At 64.0% G+C, this 25,026-nt stretch carries 29 protein-coding genes; all 29 read left to right on the plus strand.

What is annotated here, in order from left to right; all coding sequences use genetic code 11:
* Positions 1–45: 45 nt before the first annotated feature.
* The 29 genes from fliN (at position 46) to fliQ (ending at position 24,978) form a co-directional block, all read left to right on the plus strand.
* Entirely contained in the window at positions 46–420 is a 375-nt protein-coding gene (gene fliN, locus AC1RR3_RS36650; RefSeq protein ID WP_008141776.1) for a flagellar motor switch protein FliN, read from the plus strand.
* A gap of 2 nt (positions 421–422) precedes the next feature.
* Positions 423–1,463 carry a flagellar motor switch protein FliG gene (locus AC1RR3_RS36655; protein WP_492829875.1) on the plus strand — a complete coding sequence of 347 codons (1,041 nt, stop codon included), beginning with the start codon at positions 423–425 and terminating at the stop codon, positions 1,461–1,463.
* A 13-nt stretch (positions 1,464–1,476) separates the two neighbouring features.
* The gene (gene flhB, locus AC1RR3_RS36660; protein WP_492829877.1) at positions 1,477–2,562 is read left to right on the plus strand and encodes a flagellar biosynthesis protein FlhB; all 1,086 of its coding nucleotides are present in this window, start codon (positions 1,477–1,479) and stop codon (positions 2,560–2,562) included.
* 86 nt (positions 2,563–2,648) lie between these two features.
* Positions 2,649–3,029, plus strand: coding sequence for a flagellar basal body rod protein FlgB (gene flgB / locus AC1RR3_RS36665; protein WP_492829879.1), 381 nt, complete (start codon positions 2,649–2,651; stop codon positions 3,027–3,029).
* Between the two features lie 11 nt (positions 3,030–3,040).
* Positions 3,041–3,457 carry a flagellar basal body rod protein FlgC gene (gene flgC, locus AC1RR3_RS36670; RefSeq protein WP_492829881.1) on the plus strand — a complete coding sequence of 139 codons (417 nt, stop codon included), beginning with the start codon at positions 3,041–3,043 and terminating at the stop codon, positions 3,455–3,457.
* Positions 3,458–3,459: 2 nt separating this feature from the next.
* Positions 3,460–3,789: a flagellar hook-basal body complex protein FliE gene (gene fliE, locus AC1RR3_RS36675; protein WP_492829883.1), complete on the plus strand. Its 330-nt coding sequence runs from the start codon at positions 3,460–3,462 to the stop codon at positions 3,787–3,789.
* A gap of 17 nt (positions 3,790–3,806) precedes the next feature.
* Positions 3,807–4,595, plus strand: coding sequence for a flagellar basal-body rod protein FlgG (flgG, locus tag AC1RR3_RS36680; RefSeq protein ID WP_492829885.1), 789 nt, complete (start codon positions 3,807–3,809; stop codon positions 4,593–4,595).
* Between the two features lie 13 nt (positions 4,596–4,608).
* Positions 4,609–5,085: a flagellar basal body P-ring formation chaperone FlgA gene (gene flgA, locus AC1RR3_RS36685; protein ID WP_492829887.1), complete on the plus strand. Its 477-nt coding sequence runs from the start codon at positions 4,609–4,611 to the stop codon at positions 5,083–5,085.
* A complete protein-coding gene (gene flgI / locus AC1RR3_RS36690; protein WP_492829889.1) occupies positions 5,082–6,212 on the plus strand; it encodes a flagellar basal body P-ring protein FlgI in 1,131 nt (376 codons plus the stop codon). Before flgA ends, flgI begins: the two co-directional genes overlap by 4 nt.
* Before the next feature lie 67 nt (positions 6,213–6,279).
* Entirely contained in the window at positions 6,280–7,074 is a 795-nt protein-coding gene (locus tag AC1RR3_RS36695) for a MotE family protein (protein WP_492829891.1), read from the plus strand.
* Positions 7,075–7,770, plus strand: a complete 696-nt coding sequence (gene flgH / locus AC1RR3_RS36700) for a flagellar basal body L-ring protein FlgH (protein WP_492829892.1) — start codon at positions 7,075–7,077, stop codon at positions 7,768–7,770.
* 42 nt (positions 7,771–7,812) lie between these two features.
* A complete protein-coding gene (locus AC1RR3_RS36705) occupies positions 7,813–8,256 on the plus strand; it encodes a flagellar basal body-associated FliL family protein (protein WP_492830013.1) in 444 nt (147 codons plus the stop codon).
* Entirely contained in the window at positions 8,253–8,993 is a 741-nt protein-coding gene (gene fliP / locus AC1RR3_RS36710; protein WP_492829894.1) for a flagellar type III secretion system pore protein FliP, read from the plus strand. Before AC1RR3_RS36705 ends, fliP begins: the two co-directional genes overlap by 4 nt.
* A 263-nt stretch (positions 8,994–9,256) precedes the next feature.
* Positions 9,257–10,162, plus strand: coding sequence for a flagellin N-terminal helical domain-containing protein (locus AC1RR3_RS36715; protein WP_492829896.1), 906 nt, complete (start codon positions 9,257–9,259; stop codon positions 10,160–10,162).
* A gap of 285 nt (positions 10,163–10,447) precedes the next feature.
* On the plus strand, positions 10,448–11,356 hold the full coding sequence (locus tag AC1RR3_RS36720) for a flagellin N-terminal helical domain-containing protein (RefSeq protein WP_492829898.1): 909 nt from the start codon (positions 10,448–10,450) through the stop codon (positions 11,354–11,356).
* A gap of 270 nt (positions 11,357–11,626) precedes the next feature.
* Entirely contained in the window at positions 11,627–12,535 is a 909-nt protein-coding gene (locus AC1RR3_RS36725; RefSeq protein WP_492829899.1) for a flagellin N-terminal helical domain-containing protein, read from the plus strand.
* A 282-nt stretch (positions 12,536–12,817) separates the two neighbouring features.
* Positions 12,818–14,446 (plus strand): flagellar basal-body MS-ring/collar protein FliF, encoded by a 1,629-nt coding sequence (fliF, locus tag AC1RR3_RS36730; RefSeq protein WP_492829901.1) that lies wholly within the window; start codon positions 12,818–12,820, stop codon positions 14,444–14,446.
* A complete protein-coding gene (locus AC1RR3_RS36735) occupies positions 14,443–15,144 on the plus strand; it encodes a hypothetical protein (protein WP_492829903.1) in 702 nt (233 codons plus the stop codon). Before fliF ends, AC1RR3_RS36735 begins: the two co-directional genes overlap by 4 nt.
* A gap of 6 nt (positions 15,145–15,150) precedes the next feature.
* Complete coding sequence (locus AC1RR3_RS36740; RefSeq protein WP_492829905.1) at positions 15,151–16,440, plus strand: MotB family protein; 1,290 nt, start codon at positions 15,151–15,153, stop codon at positions 16,438–16,440.
* Positions 16,437–17,654, plus strand: coding sequence for a chemotaxis protein (locus AC1RR3_RS36745; RefSeq protein ID WP_492829907.1), 1,218 nt, complete (start codon positions 16,437–16,439; stop codon positions 17,652–17,654). Before AC1RR3_RS36740 ends, AC1RR3_RS36745 begins: the two co-directional genes overlap by 4 nt.
* Positions 17,651–19,021, plus strand: coding sequence for a flagellar hook-length control protein FliK (fliK, locus tag AC1RR3_RS36750; protein ID WP_492829909.1), 1,371 nt, complete (start codon positions 17,651–17,653; stop codon positions 19,019–19,021). Before AC1RR3_RS36745 ends, fliK begins: the two co-directional genes overlap by 4 nt.
* Positions 18,972–19,553 carry a transglycosylase SLT domain-containing protein gene (locus AC1RR3_RS36755; protein ID WP_492829911.1) on the plus strand — a complete coding sequence of 194 codons (582 nt, stop codon included), beginning with the start codon at positions 18,972–18,974 and terminating at the stop codon, positions 19,551–19,553. Before fliK ends, AC1RR3_RS36755 begins: the two co-directional genes overlap by 50 nt.
* A gap of 97 nt (positions 19,554–19,650) precedes the next feature.
* Complete coding sequence (locus tag AC1RR3_RS36760) at positions 19,651–20,892, plus strand: flagellar hook protein FlgE (RefSeq protein ID WP_492829913.1); 1,242 nt, start codon at positions 19,651–19,653, stop codon at positions 20,890–20,892.
* Between the two features lie 34 nt (positions 20,893–20,926).
* Positions 20,927–22,402, plus strand: coding sequence for a flagellar hook-associated protein FlgK (gene flgK / locus AC1RR3_RS36765; protein ID WP_492829915.1), 1,476 nt, complete (start codon positions 20,927–20,929; stop codon positions 22,400–22,402).
* Positions 22,403–22,405: 3 nt separating this feature from the next.
* Entirely contained in the window at positions 22,406–23,452 is a 1,047-nt protein-coding gene (locus AC1RR3_RS36770) for a flagellar hook-associated family protein (RefSeq protein ID WP_492829917.1), read from the plus strand.
* A gap of 69 nt (positions 23,453–23,521) precedes the next feature.
* On the plus strand, positions 23,522–23,866 hold the full coding sequence (flaF, locus tag AC1RR3_RS36775; RefSeq protein WP_492829919.1) for a flagellar biosynthesis regulator FlaF: 345 nt from the start codon (positions 23,522–23,524) through the stop codon (positions 23,864–23,866).
* Positions 23,866–24,276 (plus strand): flagellar biosynthesis repressor FlbT, encoded by a 411-nt coding sequence (gene flbT / locus AC1RR3_RS36780; protein ID WP_492829920.1) that lies wholly within the window; start codon positions 23,866–23,868, stop codon positions 24,274–24,276. The genes flaF and flbT overlap by 1 nt, the downstream gene beginning before the upstream one ends.
* Positions 24,277–24,292: 16 nt before the next feature.
* Positions 24,293–24,715: a flagellar hook assembly protein FlgD gene (flgD, locus tag AC1RR3_RS36785; protein WP_492829922.1), complete on the plus strand. Its 423-nt coding sequence runs from the start codon at positions 24,293–24,295 to the stop codon at positions 24,713–24,715.
* A complete protein-coding gene (gene fliQ / locus AC1RR3_RS36790; protein WP_492829924.1) occupies positions 24,712–24,978 on the plus strand; it encodes a flagellar biosynthesis protein FliQ in 267 nt (88 codons plus the stop codon). The genes flgD and fliQ overlap by 4 nt, the downstream gene beginning before the upstream one ends.
* Positions 24,979–25,026: the final 48 nt, after the last annotated feature.

Genomic DNA, 25,026 nt, shown 5'->3' on the forward strand with positions numbered 1-25,026 from the left:
GCGTTGAGGCGCTCCGGGAGCGGAAATACCAAGAGGCGATACCAAATGGCGCAATCCTTCGACTACGAGTCTGCATCTGCATCGGGAGAGACCGAGACGTCTCCGCTGGAGCGGCTGGCCGAGATCGCCGCGCGCACGGCGGAGGAGACCGGCAAGTTCGCCAATGTCGATGCCATCCTGCGCATTCCCGTCACCATGCAGGTGGTGCTGGGATCGGCGACCATCCCGGTCGCGAACCTGATGAAGCTTGGCCGCGGCGCGGTGGTTCCGCTCGATCACCGGGTCGGCGAGCCCGTCGACGTCGTCGTCAATGGCCGCATCGTCGCTCGCGGCGAGGTGGTTGTCGTCGAAGAGGACAATTCCCGCTTCGGCGTCTCGCTCACGGAGATCGTTGGGCCGTTGGGGCAGGGTGATACCTGAACATGGCGGCACAGGTCGGCATCGCTCCCATCAAACAGCGAGGCGTTGCCACGCTGGGTGGAACGGAAAAGGTCGCGGCACTCCTGCTGGCCATGGGCCGGCAGGCGGCTGCGAGTGTGCTCTCGCAGTTCGAGCCGCAGGACATCCGTATCGTCACCAAGGCTGCGGCCGAGCTGCGGCCGATCACCGCGCAGGAACTCGAATCGATCGTCGAGGAGTTCGCGCAGCAGTTCTCGATGGGTGCCAACATTCTCGGCACCATCGGTGGCCTGGAAGCGGTGCTCGGCGACGTGCTTCCGGCCGACCAGGTCTCGGCGATCATGTCGGACCTGCTTGGCAATTCGAGCCGGTCGGTGTGGGACCGCGTCTCGTCGGTGTCGGAAAATTCGCTGGCGACCTACCTCTCCAAGGAGCATCCGCAGACCGCGGCGCTCATCCTGTCCAAGGTCAAGCCGTCCTGTGCCGCCAAGGTGATGAGCCAGCTGCCGTCGAGCCTGCGCAACGAGCTGATGCGGCGCGTGCTCAGCCTCAAGCCGATCGTCGATGACGCGATGAAGGTCCTCGAGAAGACGCTGCACGAGGACCTGACGCTCAATTTTGCCCGCAACCTCGGCGCCGACACCTACGCCCGCGTCGCCGACATCATCAACAAGATGGAGCGCGGCCATATCGAGGACATGCTGAAGAGCCTGTCGGAGAAGCGGCCGAAGTCGGCCGAAGTGCTGAAGGAGCTGCTGTTCACGTTCGACGACGTGATCCACCTGACGCCGAAGGCGCGCACCATGATCTTCGACCAGGTGCCGACCGATCGCATCGTCGTCGCGCTGAAGGGCACCGACAAGCATTTCCGCGAAACGATCCTGTCTTCGGTCGCCTCGCGCGTTCGCCGTGTCGTCGAGCACGAGCTCGCGATCGGTGAGCCCTCGAACCAGCGTGACGTGCTGGAGGCGCGCCGCGTCATCACCGACCTTGCACTCGACCTTGCGGAAAAGGGCGAAATCGAGCTCAACCCCGACCAGGAGGATGAGCTGGTCTTCCGCTGACCGCTGAACGGGCATGGCAGATAAATCCGATCAGGAGAGCAAGACAGAAGAGCCGACCGAGAAAAAAGTCCGTGATTCGCTCGAACAGGGCAATATTCCGGTCTCTCGGGAGGCATCCATCTTCGCGTCGATGGCGGCGCTGATGGTGATCCTGATGTTCCTGATCGGTCAGGGCGTGCAGCAATTGACGCCGACGCTGAAGAGCCTGCTCGACGACCCCGACGGCTTTCCCCTCAGCAACGGAGCCGACGTGCAGAACCTGCTCACCGTGGTCGGCCTCGAGGCGTTGCGGTTCCTGGTGCCGCTGGTCGCCATCTTGATGGTGTTCGGGCTGGCAGCGTCGCTGCTGCAGAACGCGCCCAGCCTGGTGCTCCAGCGCATCATGCCGGACCCTTCGCGAATCTCTCCGATCGGTGGCTGGAGCCGGCTGTTCGGAACGCAGGGCATCGTCGAGTTCGCCAAGTCGCTGTTCAAGCTCGCTTCGGTGACCGTGGTCGTCGCCTTCGTGCTGCGTTCGTCGGAGGCGAGGGCGTTCGAGGCGATGTATACCGATCCGGTTGCGCTTCCCGAGATGATCCTCAACATCGCGATGCGGATCGTCTCGGCGATCTGCATCGCGACCATCGTCCTGGTCGCGATCGATCTTGCCTGGGCACGTTTCCACTGGCGGCGCCAGCTGCGCATGACCAAGCAGGAGATCAAGGACGAGCACAAGCAGGCGGAAGGCGATCCGCTGATCAAGGCGCGCCTACGCTCGCTGGCGCGCGACCGTTCGCGTCAGCGCATGATCGCCTCTGCTGCGCGCGCGACGCTGGTGATCGCGAACCCGACGCACTTCGCGATCGCGTTGCGTTACAATCGCGAGGAAAACCCCGCGCCGCTCGTCGTGGCCAAGGGCATGGACGTGATCGCGCTGAAGATCCGCGAAGTCGCCGAGCAGAACAGAATTCCTGTCATCGAGAACAAGGCGCTGGCGCGCGCGCTTTACGAGGCAGTTCAGGTCGATCAGGTGATTCCGGCGGAGTTTTTCCGGCCCGTCGCCGAGATCATCTACTTCCTCCAGTCGAAACAGGCGCCGCGGCCCGAGAAGGTCCAGTAGATTTCCGAGGATGGCGTCGGCTGCATCAGCCTGACGAAAGCTTGTCGCCCTAAGCTTCTCCTCGACTGGACCAGAATGGGGCTATCGTGGGACCGCTTTATCTCTTCGAACTCGCATCGTCGCAAGCGCGGTACCTCGAACTTCGCCAGTCGACCATCGCGACCAACGTTGCCAACGCCAACACGCCGGGCTTCAAGGCGCGCGATGTCGAGCCGTTCAACAAGGTGCTCGAGGGAACACCGGTCAGGCTTGCCACGACGTCGCCGTCGCACATGCAGCTGTCCGCCGCCGAGAGCGACACGCGCGCGACCGCCAAGAAGGACAGCTGGGAAGTGGTTCACTCCGGCAACTCCGTCAGTCTCGAGCAGGAAATGATCAAGGGCAGCGACGTCAATCGCGACTACTCAATGAACTCGGCGGTCGTGCGGTCGTTCCACCGCATGCTGATGACGAGCGCGAAGACCTGAGGTGAATTGACATGCTGGACGCACTGAGCGCCTCCCTGACGGTCGCGAGCTCCGGGCTCGAGGCGCAGTCGACGCGCATGCGCATCGTCTCGGAAAACCTCGCCAACGCGACGGCGACAGGGCGTACCGCCGGCGCTGATCCGTATCAGCGCAAGACCATCACCTTCGATGCCGCGATGGACCGCGCCTCGGGCGCGCAGCTCTCGAAGGTCAAGGAAATCGGGGTCGACACTACGCCGTATCGCGTGGAGTACGATCCGGGGCATCCCGCCGCCGACAAGGCCGGTTACGTCAAGATGCCGAACGTCAACATGATGATCGAGATGGCCGACATGCGGGAAGTCAACCGGTCCTATGAAGCCAATCTCCAGGTCGTGAAACAGGTGAGGTCGATGCTGAGCATGACCATCGACCTGCTGAGGAGCTGACAATGCTTGAGGCAATTTCATCCACCGCGATTAACGCAGGGCAAGCGGCGAGCCGCGCGACCGAGACACAGGCGATCTCGCCTGCTGCAACGGCGCCGATTCAGTCCGGCGACGACGCCGGCTTCGAATCGGTGATGAAGCAGGTGACGACGGACGCGATCGGCACGCTGAAGGCGGGCGAAGCGGCGTCGATCTCGGCGATGCAGGGCAAAGAATCGACGCGGAAGGTCGTGGAGGCGCTGATGTCGGCCGAGCAGGCCTTGCAGACGGCGGTCGCGGTTCGCGACAAGGTCGTGCAGGCCTACCAAGAAGTCGTTCGTATGTCGATTTGACCTGAAGGAATGACACTGTGAAATCGCTCGCCATTGCTGCTACGGGCATGAATGCCCAGCAGACCAACATCGAAGTCATCGCGAACAACATCGCCAACATCAACTCGACGTCGTACAAGAGGGCGCGCGCGGAATTCACCGATCTGTTCTACCAGATGGACCGCATGCAGGGCGTCGCGAACGTCAACGGCTCCTCGCCGATCCCGGAAGGCGCCAATCTCGGCCTCGGCGTCAAGTCCGCGGCAATCCGCAAGCTGCACATTCAGGGCGCGCTCACGCAGACCGGTAACCCCTACGATCTCGCCATCAACGGCCGCGGCTGGTTCCAGGTGCTGGGCCCGAACAACGAGGTGCAATACACCCGCGCGGGCTCGTTCAACACCAATGCCAACGGCCAGCTCGTCACGATCGACGGCTACCTGCTGGATCCCGCCATCACGGTGCCGCAGGGGACGGTCCAGGTTACGGTCAACCAGACCGGACAGGTGTTCGCCAAGCTGGACACCGAAGTGAACCCGCGGCAGATCGGCCAGCTCAATCTCGCCAATTTCGCCAACGAGGCCGGCCTCGAGCCGCTCGGCAGCAATCTCTATCGCGAGACCACGGCGTCCGGCACGCCGGTCGTGGGCCTGCCAGGCGATTCCGGCTACGGCAAGATCAACCAGCAATATCTCGAAGCCTCGAACGTCGATCCGGTCAAGGAAATCACCGAGTTGATCTCGGCGCAGCGCGCTTACGAGATGAATGCCAAGGTCATCCAGGCTTCGGATGAAATGGCCTCGACCGTATCGAAGGGCCTTCGCTAGTTCCGGTGTGTCCATGTTGAACAGGGTGGGCCTGATCGTGCGCGGGTTGGCCGCCGTGCTGCTGGTTCTCGTCTCGGCGCGATTCGCTGCGGCCGAGGAAAAGCGGCTTCCGGTGCCGGCGGTGTCGATCCGCGCCGGCGAGCTGATCCGGGACGACATGATCACGGAGCGGATCTTCGCGCCGAACGTGCTCGGCGTTGCCATGTTCATCGAGGGCCGGCAGGTTCTGGTCGGCCGCATGGCACGGCGCGCACTGCTGCCGGGCCAGCCGATCCCGACCAACTCGGTGGAAGATCCCTTCACCATCGCCCGCGGCGCCATGGTGAAGGTCGTGGTCGAGGACAGCGGCCTGTCGATCGTGACCTACGGCTCGGCCATGCAATCAGGCGCGCCCGGCGCGCTCATTCCGGTGCGAAACACCGATACCGGCGTGATCATCAGAGCCATCGTTCAGCCGGACGGCACCGTCAAGGTCGTGGACGGGTCATGACCAGATTCCTGCTCGCGCTCGTCCTCCTCGTTTCCGCCGCCAGCGCCCAGGCCGCCGTCCGCATCAAGGACATCGCGGACATCAAGGGCCTGCGCGAGAACCAGATCGTCGGCTACGGCCTCGTCATCGGCCTGAACGGCACCGGCGATACGCTTCGCAATGCTCCGTTCACGGAACAATCCCTGCAATCGATGCTCGAGAACATGGGCATCAATGTCAGGAACGAGACCACCAGCACCAACAACCCTCCGCGTCCGACGACCCTGCGCACGCGTAACGTCGCGGCCGTGATGGTCACCGCGGATCTGCAACCGTCGATCGGGGCGGGCGAGCGCATGGACGTGACGGTGTCGTCGCTCGGCGATGCGACCTCGCTGCTCGGTGGCACGCTGGTGATGACGTCGCTGCGCGCGGCGGATGGCGCGGTTTACGCGGTGGCGCAAGGCGCGGTCACGGTCGCCGGTTACAGCGTGGGCGGCCAGGCGCAGAACGTCAGCCAGGGCACGCCGACCGCGGGGCGCATCCCGAACGGCGCGCTGGTCGAGCGCGAAGTGCACGGTAGTCTCCACGAAATGGAATACCTGGTGCTCGAGCTCAAGAATCCCGATTTCGTCACCGCAACCCGCATCCTCGACGCCATCAACCGCTATGCCGGCGGCCGCTATCGCGCGCAGATCGCCTTCGAGCGCGACTATCGCACCATCGTGCTGTCGAAACCGCGCTATATCGGCCCGGTCCGCTTCCTTGCCGAAATCGGCGAGCTGACGGTCGAGCCGGACACACCGGCGCGGGTGGTGATCAACGAGCGCACCGGCACGGTGGTGATCGGGCGGGACGTGCGGATATCGACCGTTGCGGTGACGCACGGCAATCTGACGGTCCGCGTCACGGAGCTTCCCGTGGTGTCGCAGCCGGCGCCGTTCTCGCAAGGTCAGACCGTGGTCGTTCCCCAGACCGTGGTCGAGGCCAACGAAGCCGGATCGCAGGTGGCGATCCTGAGCGGCGTCGATCTGCAGCGGCTGGTGCGCGGATTGAACCAGATCGGCCTCAAGCCGTCAGGCATCATCGCGATCCTCCAGGCGATCAAGACGGCTGGCGCGCTCCAGGCCGACGTCATCGTGCAATGATGCACAAGCGTCGTGCAAGCTTGGTCGCTCAATGCTCAGGTCTCGACCGAGAATCGCACGCGGCCCGATGCTGAAACTGGATCACAAAGCCAAGCTCCTCCTCCTGATCGCGGCCTCCGCGCTCATGAGCGCTTCGCCTGCGCTTGCCCTGGACGAGGCCAAGCCGTCGAAGCCGCTCAACCTGCTGTCTTTCGCGCGTGCTCGGGCGCCAGGACAGCAAAAGCCGTCTGTGCCGGCCTCGCCGATTCCGGCCGACAATGCATCGATCCGGGCGACAGCCTGGGCGGCCGAAGAGTCCGGGCCCGCAACCACCGGCGCGGTGCCGGCACCTGAGCCCGCCGCGCCTGCTCCTTCACGCGCAGTGGCACAAGCACCCGCAGCGGCGCCCGTTCGGGCCGCCAAGCCCGGCAGCGTCACGGCGCCCCCAAAGCCCGCACCGCCTGCGGCCGCCGCGGCCGCGGATAGCGAGGTTGCCCTGTTCTGCAGCAACGTGGCTGATCCCGCGGTTGATGCCAGGCTGGCCTGGCAGCTCAAGGAGCTGGAGAAGGCCGAGAGCCTGCTCCGCGAGCGGATCGCCGAGGTCGAGGCCAAGCGCGCCGAATACGAGAAGTGGATGGCGCTGCGCGACGACTTCCTGAAGAAGGCCGAGGCGCAGGTCGTCGAGATCTATTCGCGCATGAAGCCGGACGCCGCGGCCACCCAGATTGCCGGCATGGCGGACGAGACCGCCGCCGCCGTGCTTGCCAAGCTCAGCCCGAGGAGCTCGAGCGCGATCTTCAACGAGATGGATACGGCGCGTGCTGCGCACCTTGCCGATTTGCTTGGCGGGATGCGTCGCGTGGATGACGGAAAGACCAAATAGATGAAGAATCTGATCCTCATCCTGCCGCTCCTGATGCTGACCGGATGCATCGGTGATCCCGCGGAAGTCCTGACCGGTCCGCGATTGTCTCCGGTCGGCAGCGGCCTGAGGAGCCAGGCCGATCCGATCCCGGTGACCCCCCGCGTGCGTACGCCGGTCAGCTATCGCTCGACCTGGGACGACGGCACCGATCTCTACCGCGATCCCCGTGCCAGGCGCACCGGCGACGTCGTGACGGTGATCATCTCGATGCAGGACAAGGCCAAGCTCGACAACAAGACCGATCGTTCGCGCGATTCGCAGATCAAGTTCGGGCTCGACTGGCTGATGGACGTCGCAGGATGGAGCGACAAGGGCCAGACCACCGCCAACCTCAGCACCAACACCCAGATCAAGGGCAATGGCCAGATCGACCGCACGGAGGACATCAAGCTGTCGATCGCCGCGATCGTCACCGACGTGTTGCCGAACGGCAATATGATGATCAGCGGCTCGCAGGAATTCCGCGTCAACACGGAGATGCGCGTGCTCAATGTCGGCGGCATCGTGCGTCCGCGCGATATCTCGCGGACCAACACGATCTCCTACGAGAAGATCGCGGAGGCGCGCGTATCTTATGGTGGTCGTGGAAATCTGTCTGACGTGCAGCAGCCTGGATGGGGACATCGGATCTATGACGCCGTGGCACCATTCTGAGGCTGGTCGCGGCCTGGCCGCGCGGCGAGGGCAGGGATCGTGATGCGCCTGATTGCGGCCATCCTGGTGCTGACCCTTGTCGCGATCGGTGCGGGCGCACTTGCCGGCCTGCATCTGTTTGCCGCCGCCGAGCGCGTCGCGGACTCGAAGAAGAACGCCACGCCGCCCCCGATTGCGTCGAGCTACGCCGGCAGCGCGCGGCTTCGAAAACTGTCCCCGATCGTGACCAATCTTGCCGCGCCGGCCAACAACTGGGCGCGCGTCGAAGCCTCCATGGTGACCGAGAGCATGAGCGACGAGGATGCCGGCATCCTGGCCGCCCATATCAGCGAGGACATCATCACTTATCTGCGGTCGGCCTCGGTTGCTCAGTTCGAGGGATCGCGCGGGCTACAGCATCTGCGCGACGACCTGACCGAGCGCGCCAATATCCGCTCGTCCGGCAAGGTGCGCGAATTGATCATTGAGACGTTGGTGATTCAGTGAAATTGAGAGTCCTGCTGCTCGCGTTGATTCTGGTCGTGCTGCCCGAGGTGGCACTGGCCCAGATCCCGGACCTCAACTCGCTGCTGCCGCCCGGAAACGGCTCGACCAGCGGCCGGATCATCCAGCTGATGGCGCTGATCACGGTGCTGTCGGTGGCGCCGGGACTGCTCATCATGGTGACGAGCTTCACGCGATTTGCGGTGGCGCTGTCGTTCCTGCGCTCCGGTCTCGGCCTCCAGACCACGCCGGCCAATCTGGTGCTGGTCAGCCTGGCGCTGTTCATGACCTTCTACGTGATGGCGCCGACCTTCGACCGCGCCTGGGAGACCGGCGTCCAGCCTCTCATGAAGAACGAGATCTCGGAGGAAGAGGCCTATCTGAAGATCACCGATCCGTTCCGCGAGTTCATGCTGGCGCATGTCCGCGACAAGGATCTCCAGACCTTCGAATCGCTCGCCGCGGAGAGCTTTCGCAAGAAGTTCGACGACAAGCGGGTCGACCTGCGCGTCATCATTCCGGCCTTCATGATTTCCGAGCTGAGGCGTTCGTTCGAGATCGGATTCCTCATCATGCTGCCGTTCCTCGTCATCGACATGATCGTGGCGACGCTGACCATGTCGATGGGCATGATGATGATGCCTCCGACGATCCTCGCGCTGCCGTTCAAGATGCTGTTCTTCGTGCTGATCGACGGCTGGAACCTGCTGGCCTCAGGCTTGGTGAGGTCGTTCTCGTAACGGCCACGATCGCCGGCCGGCTGGTTATGGTTAGCGGGAAGTAACGGTCTAAGGTTAGCAGAGGGTAATATTAACCATCTGATATTACAGCGAAATTCAAGCCGATCTTAATCTGGGCGCAAGATTCGGCGTGCTAGCAATGCGTCACGGCGGGTTGGACCCCACCCACATCAGTCCAAAGGCATGATGCCGCCCCTCCGTACCGGTGAAAACCCGGTATGTCCCCTCGTGAAATGTAACGCGTACATAAAGGGACATTCGCAATGTCAAGCCTGCTTACGAACTCGACCGCCATGACCGCACTCCAGACCTTGCGGTCTGTGAGCTCGCAGCTCTCCACCACGCAGACCCGGATCTCCACCGGCCAGCGCGTCTCGACCGCTTCGGACAACGCCGCCTACTGGTCGATCGCAACCTCGATGCGCGCCGACAACGCCGCGCTCTCCGCCGTCTCCGACTCGCTCGGTCTGTCGGCCGCGACCGTCGACACCGAATACACCGCTCTGAACACGGTTATCGGCGACAAGGACTCTGGCCTGACCAAGCTCCAGGCGCTGCTGGTCGAAGCCAAGACGGCTGGTATCGACCGCACCAAGATCCAGGCGGACGTCACCCAGATCCAGCAGCAGATGAAGAGCACCGCCGATGCGGCGACCTTCAACGGCGTGAACTGGCTGAGCACGACCGCCTCGACGCCGGCGACCTTCGACCTCGTGTCGTCATACTCCCGCGTCCAGAGCACGCCGACCACCGGCTCGATCACCCTGACGATCTCCAGCTACTCGCTCTACACCGCGACCTCCACCGGCATTCTGGACACCCAGGCCAGCGGCGTGTCGATCGACAACATGAAGATCGGCACGCTGAACGATTCGCCAACCGACCAGGCCGTGCTCGATACCTACATCGCGCAGGTCACCGCTGCGATCAACTCGGCAGCTTCGGCGGCCGCCGATCTCGGCGCCGTCAAGAACCGCATCTCGACCAACACCGAATTCGTCAAGACCCTGATGGACTCGGTTGATCGTGGTATCGGCCAGCTCGTCGACGCCGACATGAACCAGGAGTCCACCCGTCTGGCGGCCCTCCAGGTCCAGCAGCAGCTCGGCGTGCAGGCGCTCTCCATCGCGAACAACAGCAGCCAGAGCATCCTGTCGCTGTTCCGCTAAGCCCAAAGACAATCCGGGGAGGGCCGCGCTTCTAGTGAAGCGCGGCCCTTTCGTTTGGCGCGACGTTCGTTTGGCATGACGCCACGCGCACGCCGTCATTTCGGCCGTCCTGTTGCAGTCAGGACACAGGGCCACAAGCCCCACACAAGCTTCGCGGGTTAGGGTCGTCGCTACGACAGGTTGGGCCCTAACCGGTTTTCCGCAGCCCAAAGGCATGACGCCGCCCTGTCGTACCGGTGCAAGTCCGGTATGTCCCCACTCAATCAATCTCAAAGGGACATCAAAATGGGTTCTAGCCTTCTCACCAACTCGTCTGCAATGACCGCGCTGCAGACCCTCCGCAATGTCAGCTCGCAGCTCGCGACCACGCAGAACCGTATCTCGACCGGCCAGCGCGTCTCGACCGCTTCGGACAACGCCGCCTACTGGTCGATCGCAACCTCGATGCGCGCCGACAACGCCGCGCTCTCCGCCGTCTCCGACTCGCTCGGTCTGTCGGCTGCGACCGTCGATACCGAATATACCGCTCTGACCGCCGTCGTCGGCGACAAGACCGGCGGCCTGACCAAGCTCCAGTCGCTGCTGGTCGAAGCCAAGACCGCCGGTATCGACCGGGCCAAGATCCAGGCCGACATCACCCAGATTCAGCAGCAGATGAAGAATACCGCCGATGCGGCAACCTTCAACGGCGTGAACTGGCTGAGCGCGACCGCCTCGACGCCGGCGACCTTCGACCTGGTGTCGTCGTTCTCTCGCGTCCAGAGCACGCCGACCATCGGCTCGATCACTCTGACGATCTCCAGTTACTCGCTCTACAGCTCGACCTCCACCGGCATTCTGGACACCCAGACCAGCGGCGTGTCGATCGACAACATGAAGATCGGCACGCTGAACGATGCGCCGACCGACCAGGCCGTGCTCGATACCTATATCGCGCAGGTCACCGCTGCGATCAACTCGGTGGCCTCGGCTGCTGCAGACCTCGGTGCCGTCAAGAACCGCATCTCGACCAACACGGAATTCGTCAAGACCCTGATGGACTCCGTTGATCGCGGTATCGGCCAGCTCGTCGACGCCGACATGAACGCGGAATCGACCCGCCTCCAGGCGCTCCAGACCCAGCAACAGCTCGGCGTTCAGGCGCTCTCGATCGCCAACCAGAACAGCCAGAGCATCCTGTCGCTGTTCCGCTAAGCCTGAGAACCATCTGAGGGGGCCGCGCTTCTCACGAAGCGCGGCCCTTTTCATTTTGGCGTGAGCTCCCGCGCAGGCCGTAATTTCGGCTCCCCCGTTCGGGTCCGGTCACAGAGCCACAAGCCTCGCGCAAACTTGGCGTGCTATCGCCGCCGTTACGACAGGTTGAGCGCGCTTTTTTGCGGCTCAAAGGCATGATGCCGCCCTGTCGTACCGGTGCAAGCCCGGTATGTCCCAAAAAATTCATTCCATTTCCAGGGGACGTTAAAAATGAGTTCTAGTCTGCTCACCAACTCGTCTGCAATGACCGCGCTGCAGACCCTCCGCAATGTCAGCTCGCAGCTCGCGACCACGCAGAACCGGATCTCGACCGGCCAGCGCGTCTCGACCGCTTCGGACAACGCCGCCTACTGGTCGATCGCAACCTCGATGCGCGCCGACAACGCCGCGCTCTCCGCCGTCTCCGACTCGCTCGGTCTGTCGGCTGCGACCGTCGATACCGAATATACCGCTCTGACCGCCGTCGTCGGCGACAAGACCGGCGGCCTGACCAAGCTCCAGTCGCTGCTGGTCGAAGCCAAGACCGCCGGTATCGACCGGGCCAAGATCCAGGCCGACATCACCCAGATTCAGCAGCAGATGAAGAATACCGCCGATGCGGCAACCTTCAACGGCGTGAACTGGCTGAGCGCGACCGCCTCGACGCCGGCGACCTTCGACCTGGTGTCGTCGTTCTCTCGCGTCCAGAGCACGCCGACCATCGGCTCGATCACTCTGACGATCTCCAGCTACTCGCTCTACAGCTCGACCTCCACCGGCATTCTGGACACCCAGACCAGCGGCGTGTCGATCGACAACATGAAGATCGGCACGCTGAACGATGCGCCGACCGACCAGGCCGTGCTCGATACCTACATCGCGCAGGTCACCGCTGCGATCAACTCGGTGGCTTCGGCTGCTGCAGACCTCGGTGCCGTCAAGAACCGCATCTCGACCAACACGGAATTCGTCAAGACCCTGATGGACTCGGTGGATCGCGGTGTCGGTCAGCTCGTCGACGCCGACATGAACGCGGAATCGACCCGCCTGCAGGCGCTCCAGACCCAGCAGCAGCTCGGCGTTCAGGCGCTCTCGATCGCCAACCAGAACAGCCAGAGCATCCTGTCGCTGTTCAAGTAAGCTTCGGCTTTGGACACGACCGTGCTCCCAAGGGAGCACGGTCCCCGCCATGAATGGCGGATTTGGCGGCACATGACGTGCCCGCAATGACCTCCTGACGCCAGATTCCATGCAAAACGCCGCAGCCGATCGCGCTGCCATGCGGCCGCATGCCCGCGCCGGAGGAGATTCTTGTAAAATTACAACGCCTCGCCAGTGAACTGACACATTCGTGTCCTTGCGCAACCTTCAGACAAGGTTGGCAGCGGAGTGTCCTCTACGTTCGCATTGGTACGAGGTCATATGCTGTTCAGTCGTGCGCAAATACAGCAACTGCTCAACAATCTGCTGGAGCTTGGGCCGCGACGCCTGATGGCGTTGGGGCTGATCGGCTTTGCGGTCCTCGTCACCGTTGTCGGCGGCGCCTACTATCTGAGTCGGCCTGAATTCGAGACGCTCTATACCGGCCTGACCCGCGAGGACGTGACGCGCATGGGCGCGGCGCTGCGCGAGCAGAACATCGCCTTCGACGTCAATACCGCCGGTGATGCCGTCTCGGTGCGCCCGAGCCAGACCATGCAGGCACGGATGCTGCTCGCCGAGAAGGGGCTGCCGACCAGCGCCAATTCCGGCTACGAGCTATTCGACAAGATCGGCTCGCTCGGCCTGACCTCGTTCATGCAGGAAGTCACCAAGCTCCGGGCGCTCGAGGGCGAGATCGCGCGGACCGTTCAGCTCATGAAGGGCGTCAAGGCGGCGCGGGTGCATATCGTGCTGCCGGTGCGCGGCTCGTTCCGCGCGACGCAGCAGCCACCTTCGGCGTCCGTCGTGCTGCGCACCGACGGCGCGATCGAGGCCCGTACCGCGCAATCGATCCGCCATCTCGTCGCTGCAGCTATCCCGGGTATGAGCAAAGACAAGGTGACGGTGCTGGATGCCGACGGTTCGATGCTGCTTGCCGAAGAGGACGAGGCGACTGCCGCTCCGACCAAGATGGCAAGCCTTCAGAAGACGGTCGGCGGCATGGTGCAGGAGAACATCCGCAAGGCGCTGACGCCGTATCTGGGCCTGGACAATTTCGAGGTGAGCGTCGCCCCGCAGCTCTCGACCGACAAGCGGCAGACCAACGAGACCGTCTACGATCCGGAGGCCCGTGCGGAACGTTCGGTCCGGAACGTGCGCGAAAACGAGAAGTCGCAGAACGCGGACCGGTCGACGCCGACAACGGTGCAGCAGAATCTCCCCGATCAGCAGGTCAACGCCGGCGGCACCAAGAATTCAAGCGAAGACAAGAACCGCCGTGAGGACGTCACCAATTTCGAGGTGTCGTCGAAGACCACGACCACGGTGAGCGACGGCTATCTGGTCAAGAAGCTCTTCATCGCTGTGCTGGTCAATCGCGCCCGGCTCGTCGCCGATCTCGGCGACAAGAGCAATCAGGCCATCGTCGACAGCAAGCTCGCCGAGATCAGCCAGCTCGCGGCGACGGCTGGCGGGCTGGACAAGACGCGCGGCGACCAGATCCAGGTGACGGCCGTCGACTTCATCGAAGGCTCGCGCGAACTCGCGCCGGTGCCGCCGATCAGCTTCGTCGAGATGATCAACAAGCAGCTCGGCAGCGTCATCAACGCGGTGACGATCCTGGCCGTCGCTTCCATGCTGGTCTGGTTCGGACTTCGGCCGGCGGTCAACGGCATCCTGACCCACCGCGCGGCGCAGGAGCAGACCGAGGCGGCCGAGGCCGCTGAGCTCGAAACTGCCGCAGCCCTTGCATTGGCTGAGAGTCAGGATCCCGAGCTCAACCTCGTCGAGGACCTCGAAGGCAAGATGCAGCGGACGCCGCAGAAGCGGCTGGAGCAAATTGTCCGGCTCGATCAGATGCAGGCAGCAGCGATCCTTAAAGACTGGATGAGACGCGAGGAGGCGGCATGAACGCGGCAATCGGAAAACTCCTGACGCAGTTCGACGCGAACGGCCGGGCCAAGTCCCCGCCGCTGCCTCCGCCGCCCAAGATCCAGGACGTGCTGACGAGGCCGAAGGAGGCCCGGCGCGAGCCGCAGGCGCCGGCCCAGCCGCAGCGTCAGCCCCAATCGCAGCCGCAGCTCCAGTCGCCCGCACCCGAGCCGGAAGCTCCGCCGGTCAATCTTCTCGACGACGCCTATCGTCGCGGCCATGCCGCCGGCGTTGCCGATGGCGATGCCAGGGTAGCCGAGGAACGCGTCCGCAGCGCGATCCGGCTCGGCGAGGAGCGAGGCAAATGGTCCGACCAGCAGGCGGGCGCGATCGTGAGCGGCTTCGAGGCGGCGTGCCGCGAGATCGAGACCAACATCGCGAGCTCCGTTGCGCGCATATTGCTGCCGTTCCTGGCCGATGCGGTTCGCGACAAGGCGATCGAGTCGCTGGTCGAGCAGATTGCGGCACTGACCGGCAATTCGCCGGTGCCGGTGTTCAAGGTCACCGGCCCGAGCGAATTGCTTGATCTCGTCAGGACGCAACTCGAGGCGTCCAGGCGAACCGGCATCGAGTACGAGACCGCCGAAACCCCTGAGGTTCGCGTCGTCGCCGACCAGACCGTGATCGAGACGCAGATCACGGCCTGGAGCGAACGGCTGAAGGACGCGCGCCGGTAGTCCGCCATGGTCGAAGAAGTCAAAAACGAACTGGTCATCATCCGCAGGCGCAGCGCTTTCGCCGAGGAGGCGCATCACGGCGGCGTCTGGAAGATCGCCTATGCGGACTTCATGACCGCAATGATGGCGTTCTTCCTGGTGATGTGGCTGCTCAACGCGCTCAACCAGGACCAGAAGCAGGTTGTCGCGAGCTATTTCAACCCGATCAAGCTTGCCGAGAACGCGCCTGCCCCGAAAGGTCTCAAGGATCTCTCCAAGAAGGAGCCGACCGCGCTCGAAGGCCAGGACGGTCGCCGTCAGCCAGCGGGGCCGAACGAAGAACGTCGCGGCGACTCCCCGACGGCCGAGAAGCCGGCCTCCTTCGAAGAGAAAGTCCTGTTTCGCGACCCCTTCGCGACGCTTGCTGAGATCGCGAACAGCGCGAATCAGGCCACGGGCCAGCGCCGCGCCGGCGCGCTGACCTCTGCCGAAGAGGATGGCCTCAAGGGAGGCGATGCCTACCGCGATCCATTCGATCCCGGCTACTGGAAGCTGGCGCCGCAGGCGTCGAAGGATGCGGATCGCATCATCGAGAGCGAGCCCAAGCCGAACGCGTCGGCGCGCGACGGTGCATCGGCCGCGGGGCCGACCGAGCCGCAGCCGCGCCGGGCCAAGACGGATGATGCTGGCGGAAGCGTGGCGTCGAACGCGGATGCGTCGTCCGCGAGCCTGTCGCCCCTGCTGCCGCCAGGGCCTGCGCCGTCTTCCCGTGAGGGCGCCCAGGCCAATGCCGCTGCGCGGCCCGCTGACACGACGAAGGAGCCCGAGCCGCGCGATGCCGCTCAAGCACAGCAGCCGACCGTCAAGCAGCTTCAGTCCGCGATTGCGGAGGCGCTGTCGGACATCAAGGCCGGCGCGGGACCGGTGGCGGAGGTGCGTCAGGTCGAGGAAGGTCTTCTGATCAGCCTGACCGACGATGCCAGCTTCGGCATGTTCGCGGTCGGCTCGGCCGAGCCGCGGCCCGAGCTGATCCGCGTGATCGACAAGATCGGGCCGCTGCTGACGAAACGCCAGGGTGTGATCATCGTGCGCGGCCATACCGACAATCGGCCGTACAAGTCGGAGACCTACGACAATTGGCGGCTGTCGACGGCGCGGGCGCAGATGGCCTATTACATGCTGGTTCGCTCCGGCGTCGACGCGCAGCGGATCGAGCACGTTGAGGGCTATGCCGATCGGCGGCCGAAGCTTCCAGGCGACCCGGCGGCCGCGCAGAACCGCCGGATCGAGATCTTGATCCGGGAGAAGCGCCCTTGATCAGGCCGCTCCTCTGCGCTGTGTTGCTGATGGCGTTGCCGCTGACGGCCGCACGCGTATTGGCCGATCCGGCGCCAGCACCAGCACCAGCACCGGTATCGGCTCCGGCATCGACATCGGGCGAACCCTATGAGCTCGTGCGCGCATTGCAGGCGGTGCAGGACGGCATCGCCAATGGTGACACCGCGGCGCATGGCAGCCACATCGCACTGATCCGTCAGATCGGCGAGAAGTTTCTTGCCGCTGATGCGGGCGTGTGGAGCAACCCTCAGAACGGCCAGGCGCTCGTCATCTACCTGCTCAGCGGCGGCGCGCCGCAAGTGGTCCGCAAGCTGCCGCGCGACAAGATCAACGTTGACGGACGGCTGTTCGACGGCGCGCTCGCCTATGTCGAGGGCCGCCAGGACGAAGCGCGTGAGCTGCTCAAGGATGTCAAGCCACGGACGATTCCGTCGGGCCTGGGCGGACAGGTCGCGCTGGTCCAGGGCGCGCTGTTCGCACGCAGCGAGGCCTCGCTCGCGATCGAGCGCCTGGACGACGCGCGCCTGCTCCTGCCGGGCACGCTCGTGGAGGAGGCCGCTCTGCGGCGCGAGATCCTGCTGGTCGGGCAGGCGGAGGATTTCGACAAGTTCGAATTTTTGACGCTGGCCTATATCCGCCACTACCGCAACTCGATCTACGCCGGCGATTTCTGGCAGCGTTTCTCCACGGGCCTGACGCAATCGAGCCTTGCGCTCGACGAGCGTCGCTTTGCGCGGATCGTTGCCATGCTGGAGCAGATCGATCGCGCCAGCCGCCTCAAGCTCTATCTCATGATCGCGCGCAGTGCGATGGTGCGCGGACGGATGGAAGTGACCCGGCTCGCCGGCGAGCGTGCGCTGACGCTCAGCGCAGATGCCTCGGCGGAGCGCGAGCGGGCGCATTTCTTCCGGGGGGCCTCGCGGGCGCTCACCGACGAATATGACGGCGGTCTCGCCGAGCTCAAGGCGATCGACCGGTCGAAGCTGCCTGAGCGCGACGTGCCGCTCCTGAACGCCACGGTTCAGCTTGCGCTCGATGTCCGCAAGCCGTTCGCGGGCGGCCTCGCCGCTGCCGCCGAAAAACCTCCGATCACGCCAGCACGTGTCGATCTTGCATCATCGACCGCAACCCTCGCGCGCGCGCAGAAGCAGCTCGGCGAACTCGAACTTCTCACCAGGGATCGCCGTCCATGACCAAGCTCAGCGGAACCTCCGGACAGCTCTTCTCCGGTCTCGCCGAGAGTCTCAATATACGTGGGACATCGCGGTCGGCGAAGGGCACCGGTGCGAAATCGCAGGCGGATTCGTCGTTCAACGATCTGCTCCACACCGTCTCGAACATGGCAAAGCGGGCGTTGAACGATGAGGGCAGCGATACGGCCGTGAAGGCGGGAACGCTGCATGCACGCCTGGTACACCCGGCCGAGAAAGACAAGACGGACGAGACGGTGCGCGATCGTACCGACGCGACCGATAAGCCCAAATCGGCCGACAAGTCTGACAAGGCCTCCGACACATCGGCTGACAAGCCGTCGGAGAAGCAGGGTCCGATCGACCAGGTCGTGAAGGCGGACGTCCAGAGCCGGTCGAGCATTCCTGCGATCGTCGGGCAGGAACTTGCGGCGGTGCCGGCCATGACGCCGCAGGTGCAGCCGCAGACGCAGCCGACTGCGGGCGACAAGAAGGATGCCCTGCGTGACGAGCGATCGTCCGCAGCGAAGCGCGACGTTCAGGGCGTCAGCACGGCGAAGGCGGTCACGGCGGATTCTGCACCATCGGCTGCTGCTCCAGTCAGTCCACGCGCCCAGGGTCCGGCTTCGCAAGCGGGGGCAAGCCCACAGGCAACGCCGCTGCAGGGCGGCGAGGCCGCGCCGAACGCGATGCCCGCGTCATCGGGTTTCGAGGCTGTCACCGCCAACGTGGAACGCGCCGTCAAAGCCTCGTCGCGGGACGCATTGCCCGAAGCGACCAGGGTGACCGTGGTCCAGCAGGAGACCCATCTGCCACCGGCGCAGTTCAACGCCCCGCAACAGGTCGCCAATGCGGTTGTCACCGAGTTGAAGGAGTCCGCACCGACGGCGTCCGCCGTCCCGGACCTTGCGACGTCGCAAGGCAGCGGGCCGGATCAGCCGCTCAAGATCCTGACCATCAATCTCGAGCCGCCGCAGCTGGGCAACGTCACCGTTCGCCTGCGTCTCGTTGGCGCCGAAGTCTCCGTCCAGCTTGCGGCCGAACGCAAGGACACCAGCCAGATGCTGGACCAGCAGCGCGACTCGATCCGCGATCTGATGCAGTCGGCCGGTTACGTCGCTGATGTCGCGCCGGTCCAGCACGGCTCGCTGGATGGATTCCAGAGCGGCTCTGGCCAATCGCAGCCACAGCTCTCGGGCCAGCAACAGCCGCCCTCCCAGTCGCAAGGCACGTTCAACGGTGCCGGTAACTCGTCGGGACAATCGGACGGCGGCGCGCGGCAGGCTCGCGAGGAGCGCCAATCCAACCAGGAGACCCGTCATGATCAAGACGTGGCGCCGCAGATTCGTCGCGGCCCTGTTTATCTGTAACGCGGGCGCCGCGGCAGCAGCGACCGACAACGCGCGCCCCTGCGAGCGCGAGATGGCGCGTGCGTCCCAGCAGCACGGGATTCCGCTCGGCATTCTCTATGCGGTCGGCCTGACCGAGACCGGCCGCCGCGGCGCGCTCTACCCTTACGCGCTTGGCGCGGACGGGCAGACCGTATTCGCCAAGGACATGAATGATGCGGTCGCGAATTTCGAAGCGATGCGAGCCAAGGGCATCAAGCTGATCGATCTCGGCTGCATGCAGATCAACCACTATTATCACGGCGACAAGTTCGCCTCGGTGCGCGCGATGTTCGATCCCGCCAAGAACGTGGAATATGCCGCGCGCTTCCTGAAGGAGCTGAAGCAGCGCGAGGGCAGCTGGACCATGGCGGTCGCCCGCTACAATGCCGGCCCCAACAACCAGCCGGCGCAGAAACGCTACGTCTGCCACATCGTCGCTCATCTCGTCTCGAGCGGCTTCGGCGCGTGGACCGACAAGGCGCGTTCCCTCTGTCAACCCAAGACGACATGATCAGGACAAACTGAAAGTTGTGCACGGGTCCCAATCATCAGCCCCGCGCAAGCAAGAACCCGCATTGTAACTGCAACCTACCAAAGGAGCCTAATTCATGAGCCTGTATGGTGTTATGCGCACCGGCGTTTCCGGAATGAACGCGCAGTCCAACAAGCTGTCGACGGTTTCGGACAACATCGCGAACGTCAACACGACCGGCTACAAGCGGGCTTCGACCGAATTCTCGTCGCTGATCCTGAAGAGCGGCTCCGGCAATTACGACTCTGGCGCCGTCGAGACCACGGTGCGCTACGCCATCTCCGATGCCGGCAACTACCAGTTCACGACCTCGACGACGGATCTCGCGGTCCAGGGTAACGGCTTCTTCGTCGTGCAGGACGCGAACGGCAACAATTTCCTGACGCGCGCCGGTGCCTTCGTGCCCGACAGCACGGGCAACCTCGTCAACGCCGCCGGCTTCCAGCTGATGGGCTACAACATCGCCAACGGTGCTACGCCGACCGTCGCCGCCAACGGCTTCGGCGGCCTCCAGGTCGTCAACGTCAACACAATGGCGCTCCAGGCTGCGCCGTCGACCAAGGCGACCGTGGCCGCGAACCTGGATCCCAGCGCAACGGCGTTTGCTGCGCCCGTTGTGGCCGGTCCGCCGTCCAACTACACGTCGAAGACGTCAATGGTGACCTACGACAACATCGGCAATGCCGTGACGCTGGACGTCTATGCGGCGAAGAACGGTGCGAACACCTGGGACATCGAAGTCTACGATCCCGCTGGCAACCAGCTCACGACACCAGGCCCGGCCACCACGTTCACCTTCGATGTGACTGCGGCCGGCAAGGGCGCGCTGGCTGCAGCCAGCCCCAAGTCGCTCACGGTCGCAATTCCCGGCGGTTCGGGCACGTTCAACATCGACATGTCAGCGATGACGCAGGTCGCCTCCGCCTTTGACTTCAAGGCGACGGTCGACGGTAACGCCCCGTCCGCGGTCGAGAAGATCAACATCGACGACAAGGGCGTGGTCACCGCCGTGCTCAAGAACGGTACCGAGCTTCCGAGCTTCCAGATCGCGCTCGCGACTGTGCCGAGCCCGGACCACCTGACGCCCGAAGTCGGCAACGTCTATTCGCCGAACCTGGATTCCGGCAACGTGCAGGTCGGCCTCGCCGGCCAGGGCGGTCTCGGCACGATCCAGTCGGGTGCGCTGGAGGACTCCAACGTCGATCTCGCCGACGAGCTGACCTCGATGATCGAGGCACAGCGCGGCTTCACCGCGAACTCGAAATCGTTCCAGACCGGCGCCGATCTGCTGGACGTGGTCGTCAACCTGAAGCGCTGAGTCCCACAGCGCTCGTCCCCGGCAAGAGCAGATCATGAACCTTACCGCCGCTCTCGAATCCGCCCGCTCCTCGCTGATGGCGTCGGGCATCCAGTCGTCGGTGATCTCGCGCAACATCGCCGGTGCCAGCGCCACCGGCTATTCGCGCAAGATCGCCGTGCTGGACAACCTCCCCGGGACCGGCGTCTATGTGGCGGCGATCCAGCGCGCCGCCAGCTCGGGTCTCTACGACAATGTCCTGATCGCGACCTCGTCATCGGCCAAGCAGGGCGCGATTTATGACGGTCTCCAGAAGATCGCGTCTGCCACGGTGGACGATCCGGAGCTCGACCAGTCGCCGACGGCGCAGCTCAATGCGCTGAAGCAGGCGCTCCAGCAATACGCCAACGCTCCTGATAACACCACGCTGGCGCAGGCGGCGGTCACGTCCGCCAAGGACATGGCGACCGCGCTCAACCAGGCGACCCAGACCGTGCAATCGGTCCGTGAGGGCGCGGATGCCGACATGAAAACGTCGGTTCAGAACATTAATCAGTTGCTCTCCCAGTTCCAGACCGTGAATACGGCGATCGTGAAGGGCACGATCTCCGGTGACGACATCACCGACTATCTCGACCAGCGCGACAGCATCGTCTCGCAGCTGTCGCAGGAACTCGGCGTCACGATGTCGCTCCGCCCCAACGGCGACGCTGCGCTCTACACCGACAGCGGCGCCGTCCTGTTCGACAAGACGGCGCGTACGGTGAGCTTCGTGCCCACCAACTCTTATACGGCCGGCACCACGGGCAATGCGGTCTATGTCGACGGCGTGCCGGTGACAGGCGCCAATTCAGTGATGCCGCTGAAGTCGGGCAAGCTCGCGGGCCTCGCTCAGCTGCGTGACCAGGACACCGTCACCTATCAGAGCCAGCTCGACGAAATCGCGCGCGGCCTGATCAACACCTTCAAGGAAAGCGATCAGACGGCCGCGGCGCTGCCCGACGTTCCCGGCCTCTTCACCTATCCTGGCGCGCCGGCGATGCCGGCGAGCGCCACCGTCTCGGTCGGTCTTGCCGGCCTGATCAGCGTCGCTGCGTCGGTCGATCCGGCCCAGGGCGGCGACCCAAATCTGCTGCGCGACGGCGCGATCAGCGGCAACGTCGCATACCAATACAACACCGCCGGCAATGGCGGCTACTCGGCCCGGCTGCAACAGCTCATCGGCGGCATGGATGCTTCGCAGCCGTTCGACGCGACCACGCAAGGCAAGCCGAGCGGCAGCTTGATCGACTTCGCTTCGTCGTCGACGAGCTGGATCGAAAACCAGCGCAAGACCGCGGACGCCAACGTCACCTATCAGAAAACGCTGCTCGACCGCAGCACCGCGGCGCTGTCGAACGTCAGCGGCGTCAACATGGACGACGAGATGTCCTTGATGCTTCAGGTCGAGCGCACCTATTCGGCCTCGTCGAAGATCATTTCGACCGTCGACGAAATGTTGCAGAGCCTGCTGGCTGCCGTGGGGAACTAAGCCATGATGAGCGCGAACTACATCTCGACCTTGATGCTGTCTTCGTCGTTGAGGTCTTCGATCACGAACAACCAGGCTGCGCTGAGCAAGGCATCGACGGAGGCCACCACCGGTCGCTTCTACGACGTCGGCCTCGAGCTTGGTGCCACGACGGGAAGCGACCTCACCCTGCGGGCGGACCTGAGCTTCGCCGATCAGCTCGTCGATACCAACGGGCTGGTCTCGGGACGCCTGGACATAACGCAGAGCCGGATCACCCAGCTCGGCACGACCGCAACGGACTTCCTCAAGGACCTGATCGCCGCACGTAGCACCGACGGCGGCGGGCGGATCATCCTGCCGCCTGCGTCCTCCAACCTGCAGGATCTGATCGGCGCGCTGAACGTCTCCTATAACGGCTCGTATCTTTTCTCGGGCGTCAACACCCAGAACACGCCGGTCACGGCTTACACCGCCGGCTCGGCCAGCAAGAACCAGGTCGACTCCGATTTCCTTGCGACCTTCGGCTTCTCGCAATCCTCGGCCAGCGTGAGCACCATTACCCCGGCCCAGATGAAGACCTTCCTCGACACCACCTTCGATGCCGAGTTCGCGAGCCCGGCCTGGAACACCAATTGGTCGTCGGCCACCGACCAGGTCATGCAAAGCCGTATCTCCACGACCGAGGTCGCCGATACGTCCGTCAGCGCCAACAACCCCGCCTTCCGCAAGCTCGCCGAGGCCTACACCATGATGGCCGATCTCGGGAACGCGAACCTGGACCAGTCGACGTTCCAGGTCGTCGTGGACAAGGCCATCGGCCTCGTCGGCAACGCCATCACTGACCTTGCTACGCTCGGCGGCAACGTCGGCACGGTCCAGCAGCGGATCACCTCCGCAACCGACAAGCTCAAGGCGCAGCAGGACATTCTGAACAATCAGATCGTTGGTATGGAGAAGGTCGATCCGTCGGAAGCGGCGGTGCGTGTCAACACCTTGCAGACCCAGATCCAGACCGCGCTCGCGCTTACGTCGCAGCTCCAGAAAATCAGCCTCATCAACTATCTCTGAGCCAAGGCTCCTTTGTAAGACCCGTAACCTTCGTCTTGTCCTTCGATTTTTCTGCGCAGAGTGGTCCTGATGACGTTTGAAGCCTATGAAGCGGTCGTCGATGATAGTGGCTATGAGGCGAGGGGCCGCGAGCGGCAGGCGCTCAGCCTCGGCATCGATCGGCTCGAGCGGCTCCAGAAGGGACGCTTCAGCTTCGAGGATCAGGTCCAGAGCCTGCTCTATGTGCGGAGGCTGTGGACGATCTTCATCGAGGATCTCGCGCATCCGGAAAACGGGCTTCCCGAGAAGCTGCGCGCCGACATCATCTCGATCGGCCTGTGGGTGGTCAAGGAAGCCGATCGCCTTCGCGAAGAGAAGTCGAACGACGTGGTGCAGCTGATCGAAATCAATCGCATGATCCGAGACGCTCTCTGATGAAAATCTCCTTGCGCGCGGGCGAGCGGGTCTACATCAACGGCGCGGTGCTGCGCGTGGACCGCAAGGTCTCGCTCGAACTCGTCAACGACGTGATGTTCCTGCTCGAAGGGCAGGTCATGCAGGCCGCCGACGCCACCACGGCGCTGCGGCAGCTCTATTTCATCGTCCAGCTGATGCTGATGAACCCGACCGACATCCGGGATGCCCTGGCGCTCTACGCGCAGCACCACGCGGCGCTGGTCGCGGTGTGCGAAAGCCGCGAGATGCTGGAGGGGCTTGCCGCGGTGGGCGAGCTGGTCGAGACGACTCGTTACTTCGAGGCGCTCAAGCGAATTCGGGCGCTGTTCCCGGTGGAGCAGGCCATTCTGGCCGGCGCCACGATCGATTCCCCATTCGAGGCTGCCTGACAGCGGAGAGGTAAAAATGAACGTCACCAGCGCGACCGATAGCACCAGCAACTTGTCCAGTTCGACCAGCTCGACCTCGTCCACGTCGAGCAGCGGCGTCGACTACAACACGTTTCTCCAGCTTCTCATCGCCGAGATGAAGAACCAGGATCCAACCAACCCGATGGACACGTCGCAATACATGAGCCAGTTTGCCCAGCTCTCGTCGGTCGAGCAGGCGATGCAGACCAACAACAAGCTGGATTCGCTGCTGTCCTCGCAATCGCTGTCGCAGGCCGACGGATTGATCGGGAAAACCGTGAGCTTCACCGACTCCACCGGAGCGACCTTCAGCGGCAAGGTCGCGTCGATCTCCATCAACAGCGATGGTTCCATCGCGACCCTCGAGGACGGCACGAAAGTCGCCGTCGGACCCGGTCTCACGATCAGCCAGTCATGAATGAGCGGGACGCACTCGACATCGTCCAGGCGGCGATCTGGACGATCATCGTGGCCTGCGGGCCGGCCGTCGGTGCTGCAATGCTGGTCGGCACCCTCATCGCACTGATGCAGGCGCTGACCCAGGTCCAGGAGGTGACGCTGACCTTCGTTCCGAAGATCATCGTCATTCTCGTGGTCGTCGCCGTCTCCGGCTCGTTCATCGGTGCCCATCTCTCCACCTTCACCGAGATGGTCTATTCGCATATCGAGCGCGGCTTCTGACCCGCGCGGACATCGGCCACCACCCTCGCGTAAGCTTTGCACGGCAGA

This window comes from Bradyrhizobium sp. GW821-FHT13H05, from assembly GCF_058804065.1.

Coding starts and splice junctions, on each gene's coding strand:
- fliN (WP_008141776.1), top strand. CDS start 46: ATGGCGCAATCCTTCGACTACGAGTCTGCATCTGCATCGGGAGAGACC.
- AC1RR3_RS36655 (WP_492829875.1), top strand. CDS start 423: ATGGCGGCACAGGTCGGCATCGCTCCCATCAAACAGCGAGGCGTTGCC.
- flhB (WP_492829877.1), top strand. CDS start 1,477: ATGGCAGATAAATCCGATCAGGAGAGCAAGACAGAAGAGCCGACCGAG.
- flgC (WP_492829881.1), top strand. CDS start 3,041: ATGCTGGACGCACTGAGCGCCTCCCTGACGGTCGCGAGCTCCGGGCTC.
- fliE (WP_492829883.1), top strand. CDS start 3,460: ATGCTTGAGGCAATTTCATCCACCGCGATTAACGCAGGGCAAGCGGCG.
- flgA (WP_492829887.1), top strand. CDS start 4,609: ATGTTGAACAGGGTGGGCCTGATCGTGCGCGGGTTGGCCGCCGTGCTG.
- flgI (WP_492829889.1), top strand. CDS start 5,082: ATGACCAGATTCCTGCTCGCGCTCGTCCTCCTCGTTTCCGCCGCCAGC.
- AC1RR3_RS36695 (WP_492829891.1), top strand. CDS start 6,280: ATGCTGAAACTGGATCACAAAGCCAAGCTCCTCCTCCTGATCGCGGCC.
- flgH (WP_492829892.1), top strand. CDS start 7,075: ATGAAGAATCTGATCCTCATCCTGCCGCTCCTGATGCTGACCGGATGC.
- AC1RR3_RS36705 (WP_492830013.1), top strand. CDS start 7,813: ATGCGCCTGATTGCGGCCATCCTGGTGCTGACCCTTGTCGCGATCGGT.
- AC1RR3_RS36715 (WP_492829896.1), top strand. CDS start 9,257: ATGTCAAGCCTGCTTACGAACTCGACCGCCATGACCGCACTCCAGACC.
- AC1RR3_RS36720 (WP_492829898.1), top strand. CDS start 10,448: ATGGGTTCTAGCCTTCTCACCAACTCGTCTGCAATGACCGCGCTGCAG.
- AC1RR3_RS36725 (WP_492829899.1), top strand. CDS start 11,627: ATGAGTTCTAGTCTGCTCACCAACTCGTCTGCAATGACCGCGCTGCAG.
- fliF (WP_492829901.1), top strand. CDS start 12,818: ATGCTGTTCAGTCGTGCGCAAATACAGCAACTGCTCAACAATCTGCTG.
- AC1RR3_RS36735 (WP_492829903.1), top strand. CDS start 14,443: ATGAACGCGGCAATCGGAAAACTCCTGACGCAGTTCGACGCGAACGGC.
- AC1RR3_RS36740 (WP_492829905.1), top strand. CDS start 15,151: ATGGTCGAAGAAGTCAAAAACGAACTGGTCATCATCCGCAGGCGCAGC.
- fliK (WP_492829909.1), top strand. CDS start 17,651: ATGACCAAGCTCAGCGGAACCTCCGGACAGCTCTTCTCCGGTCTCGCC.
- AC1RR3_RS36755 (WP_492829911.1), top strand. CDS start 18,972: ATGATCAAGACGTGGCGCCGCAGATTCGTCGCGGCCCTGTTTATCTGT.
- AC1RR3_RS36760 (WP_492829913.1), top strand. CDS start 19,651: ATGAGCCTGTATGGTGTTATGCGCACCGGCGTTTCCGGAATGAACGCG.
- flgK (WP_492829915.1), top strand. CDS start 20,927: ATGAACCTTACCGCCGCTCTCGAATCCGCCCGCTCCTCGCTGATGGCG.
- AC1RR3_RS36770 (WP_492829917.1), top strand. CDS start 22,406: ATGATGAGCGCGAACTACATCTCGACCTTGATGCTGTCTTCGTCGTTG.
- flaF (WP_492829919.1), top strand. CDS start 23,522: ATGACGTTTGAAGCCTATGAAGCGGTCGTCGATGATAGTGGCTATGAG.
- flbT (WP_492829920.1), top strand. CDS start 23,866: ATGAAAATCTCCTTGCGCGCGGGCGAGCGGGTCTACATCAACGGCGCG.
- flgD (WP_492829922.1), top strand. CDS start 24,293: ATGAACGTCACCAGCGCGACCGATAGCACCAGCAACTTGTCCAGTTCG.
- fliQ (WP_492829924.1), top strand. CDS start 24,712: ATGAATGAGCGGGACGCACTCGACATCGTCCAGGCGGCGATCTGGACG.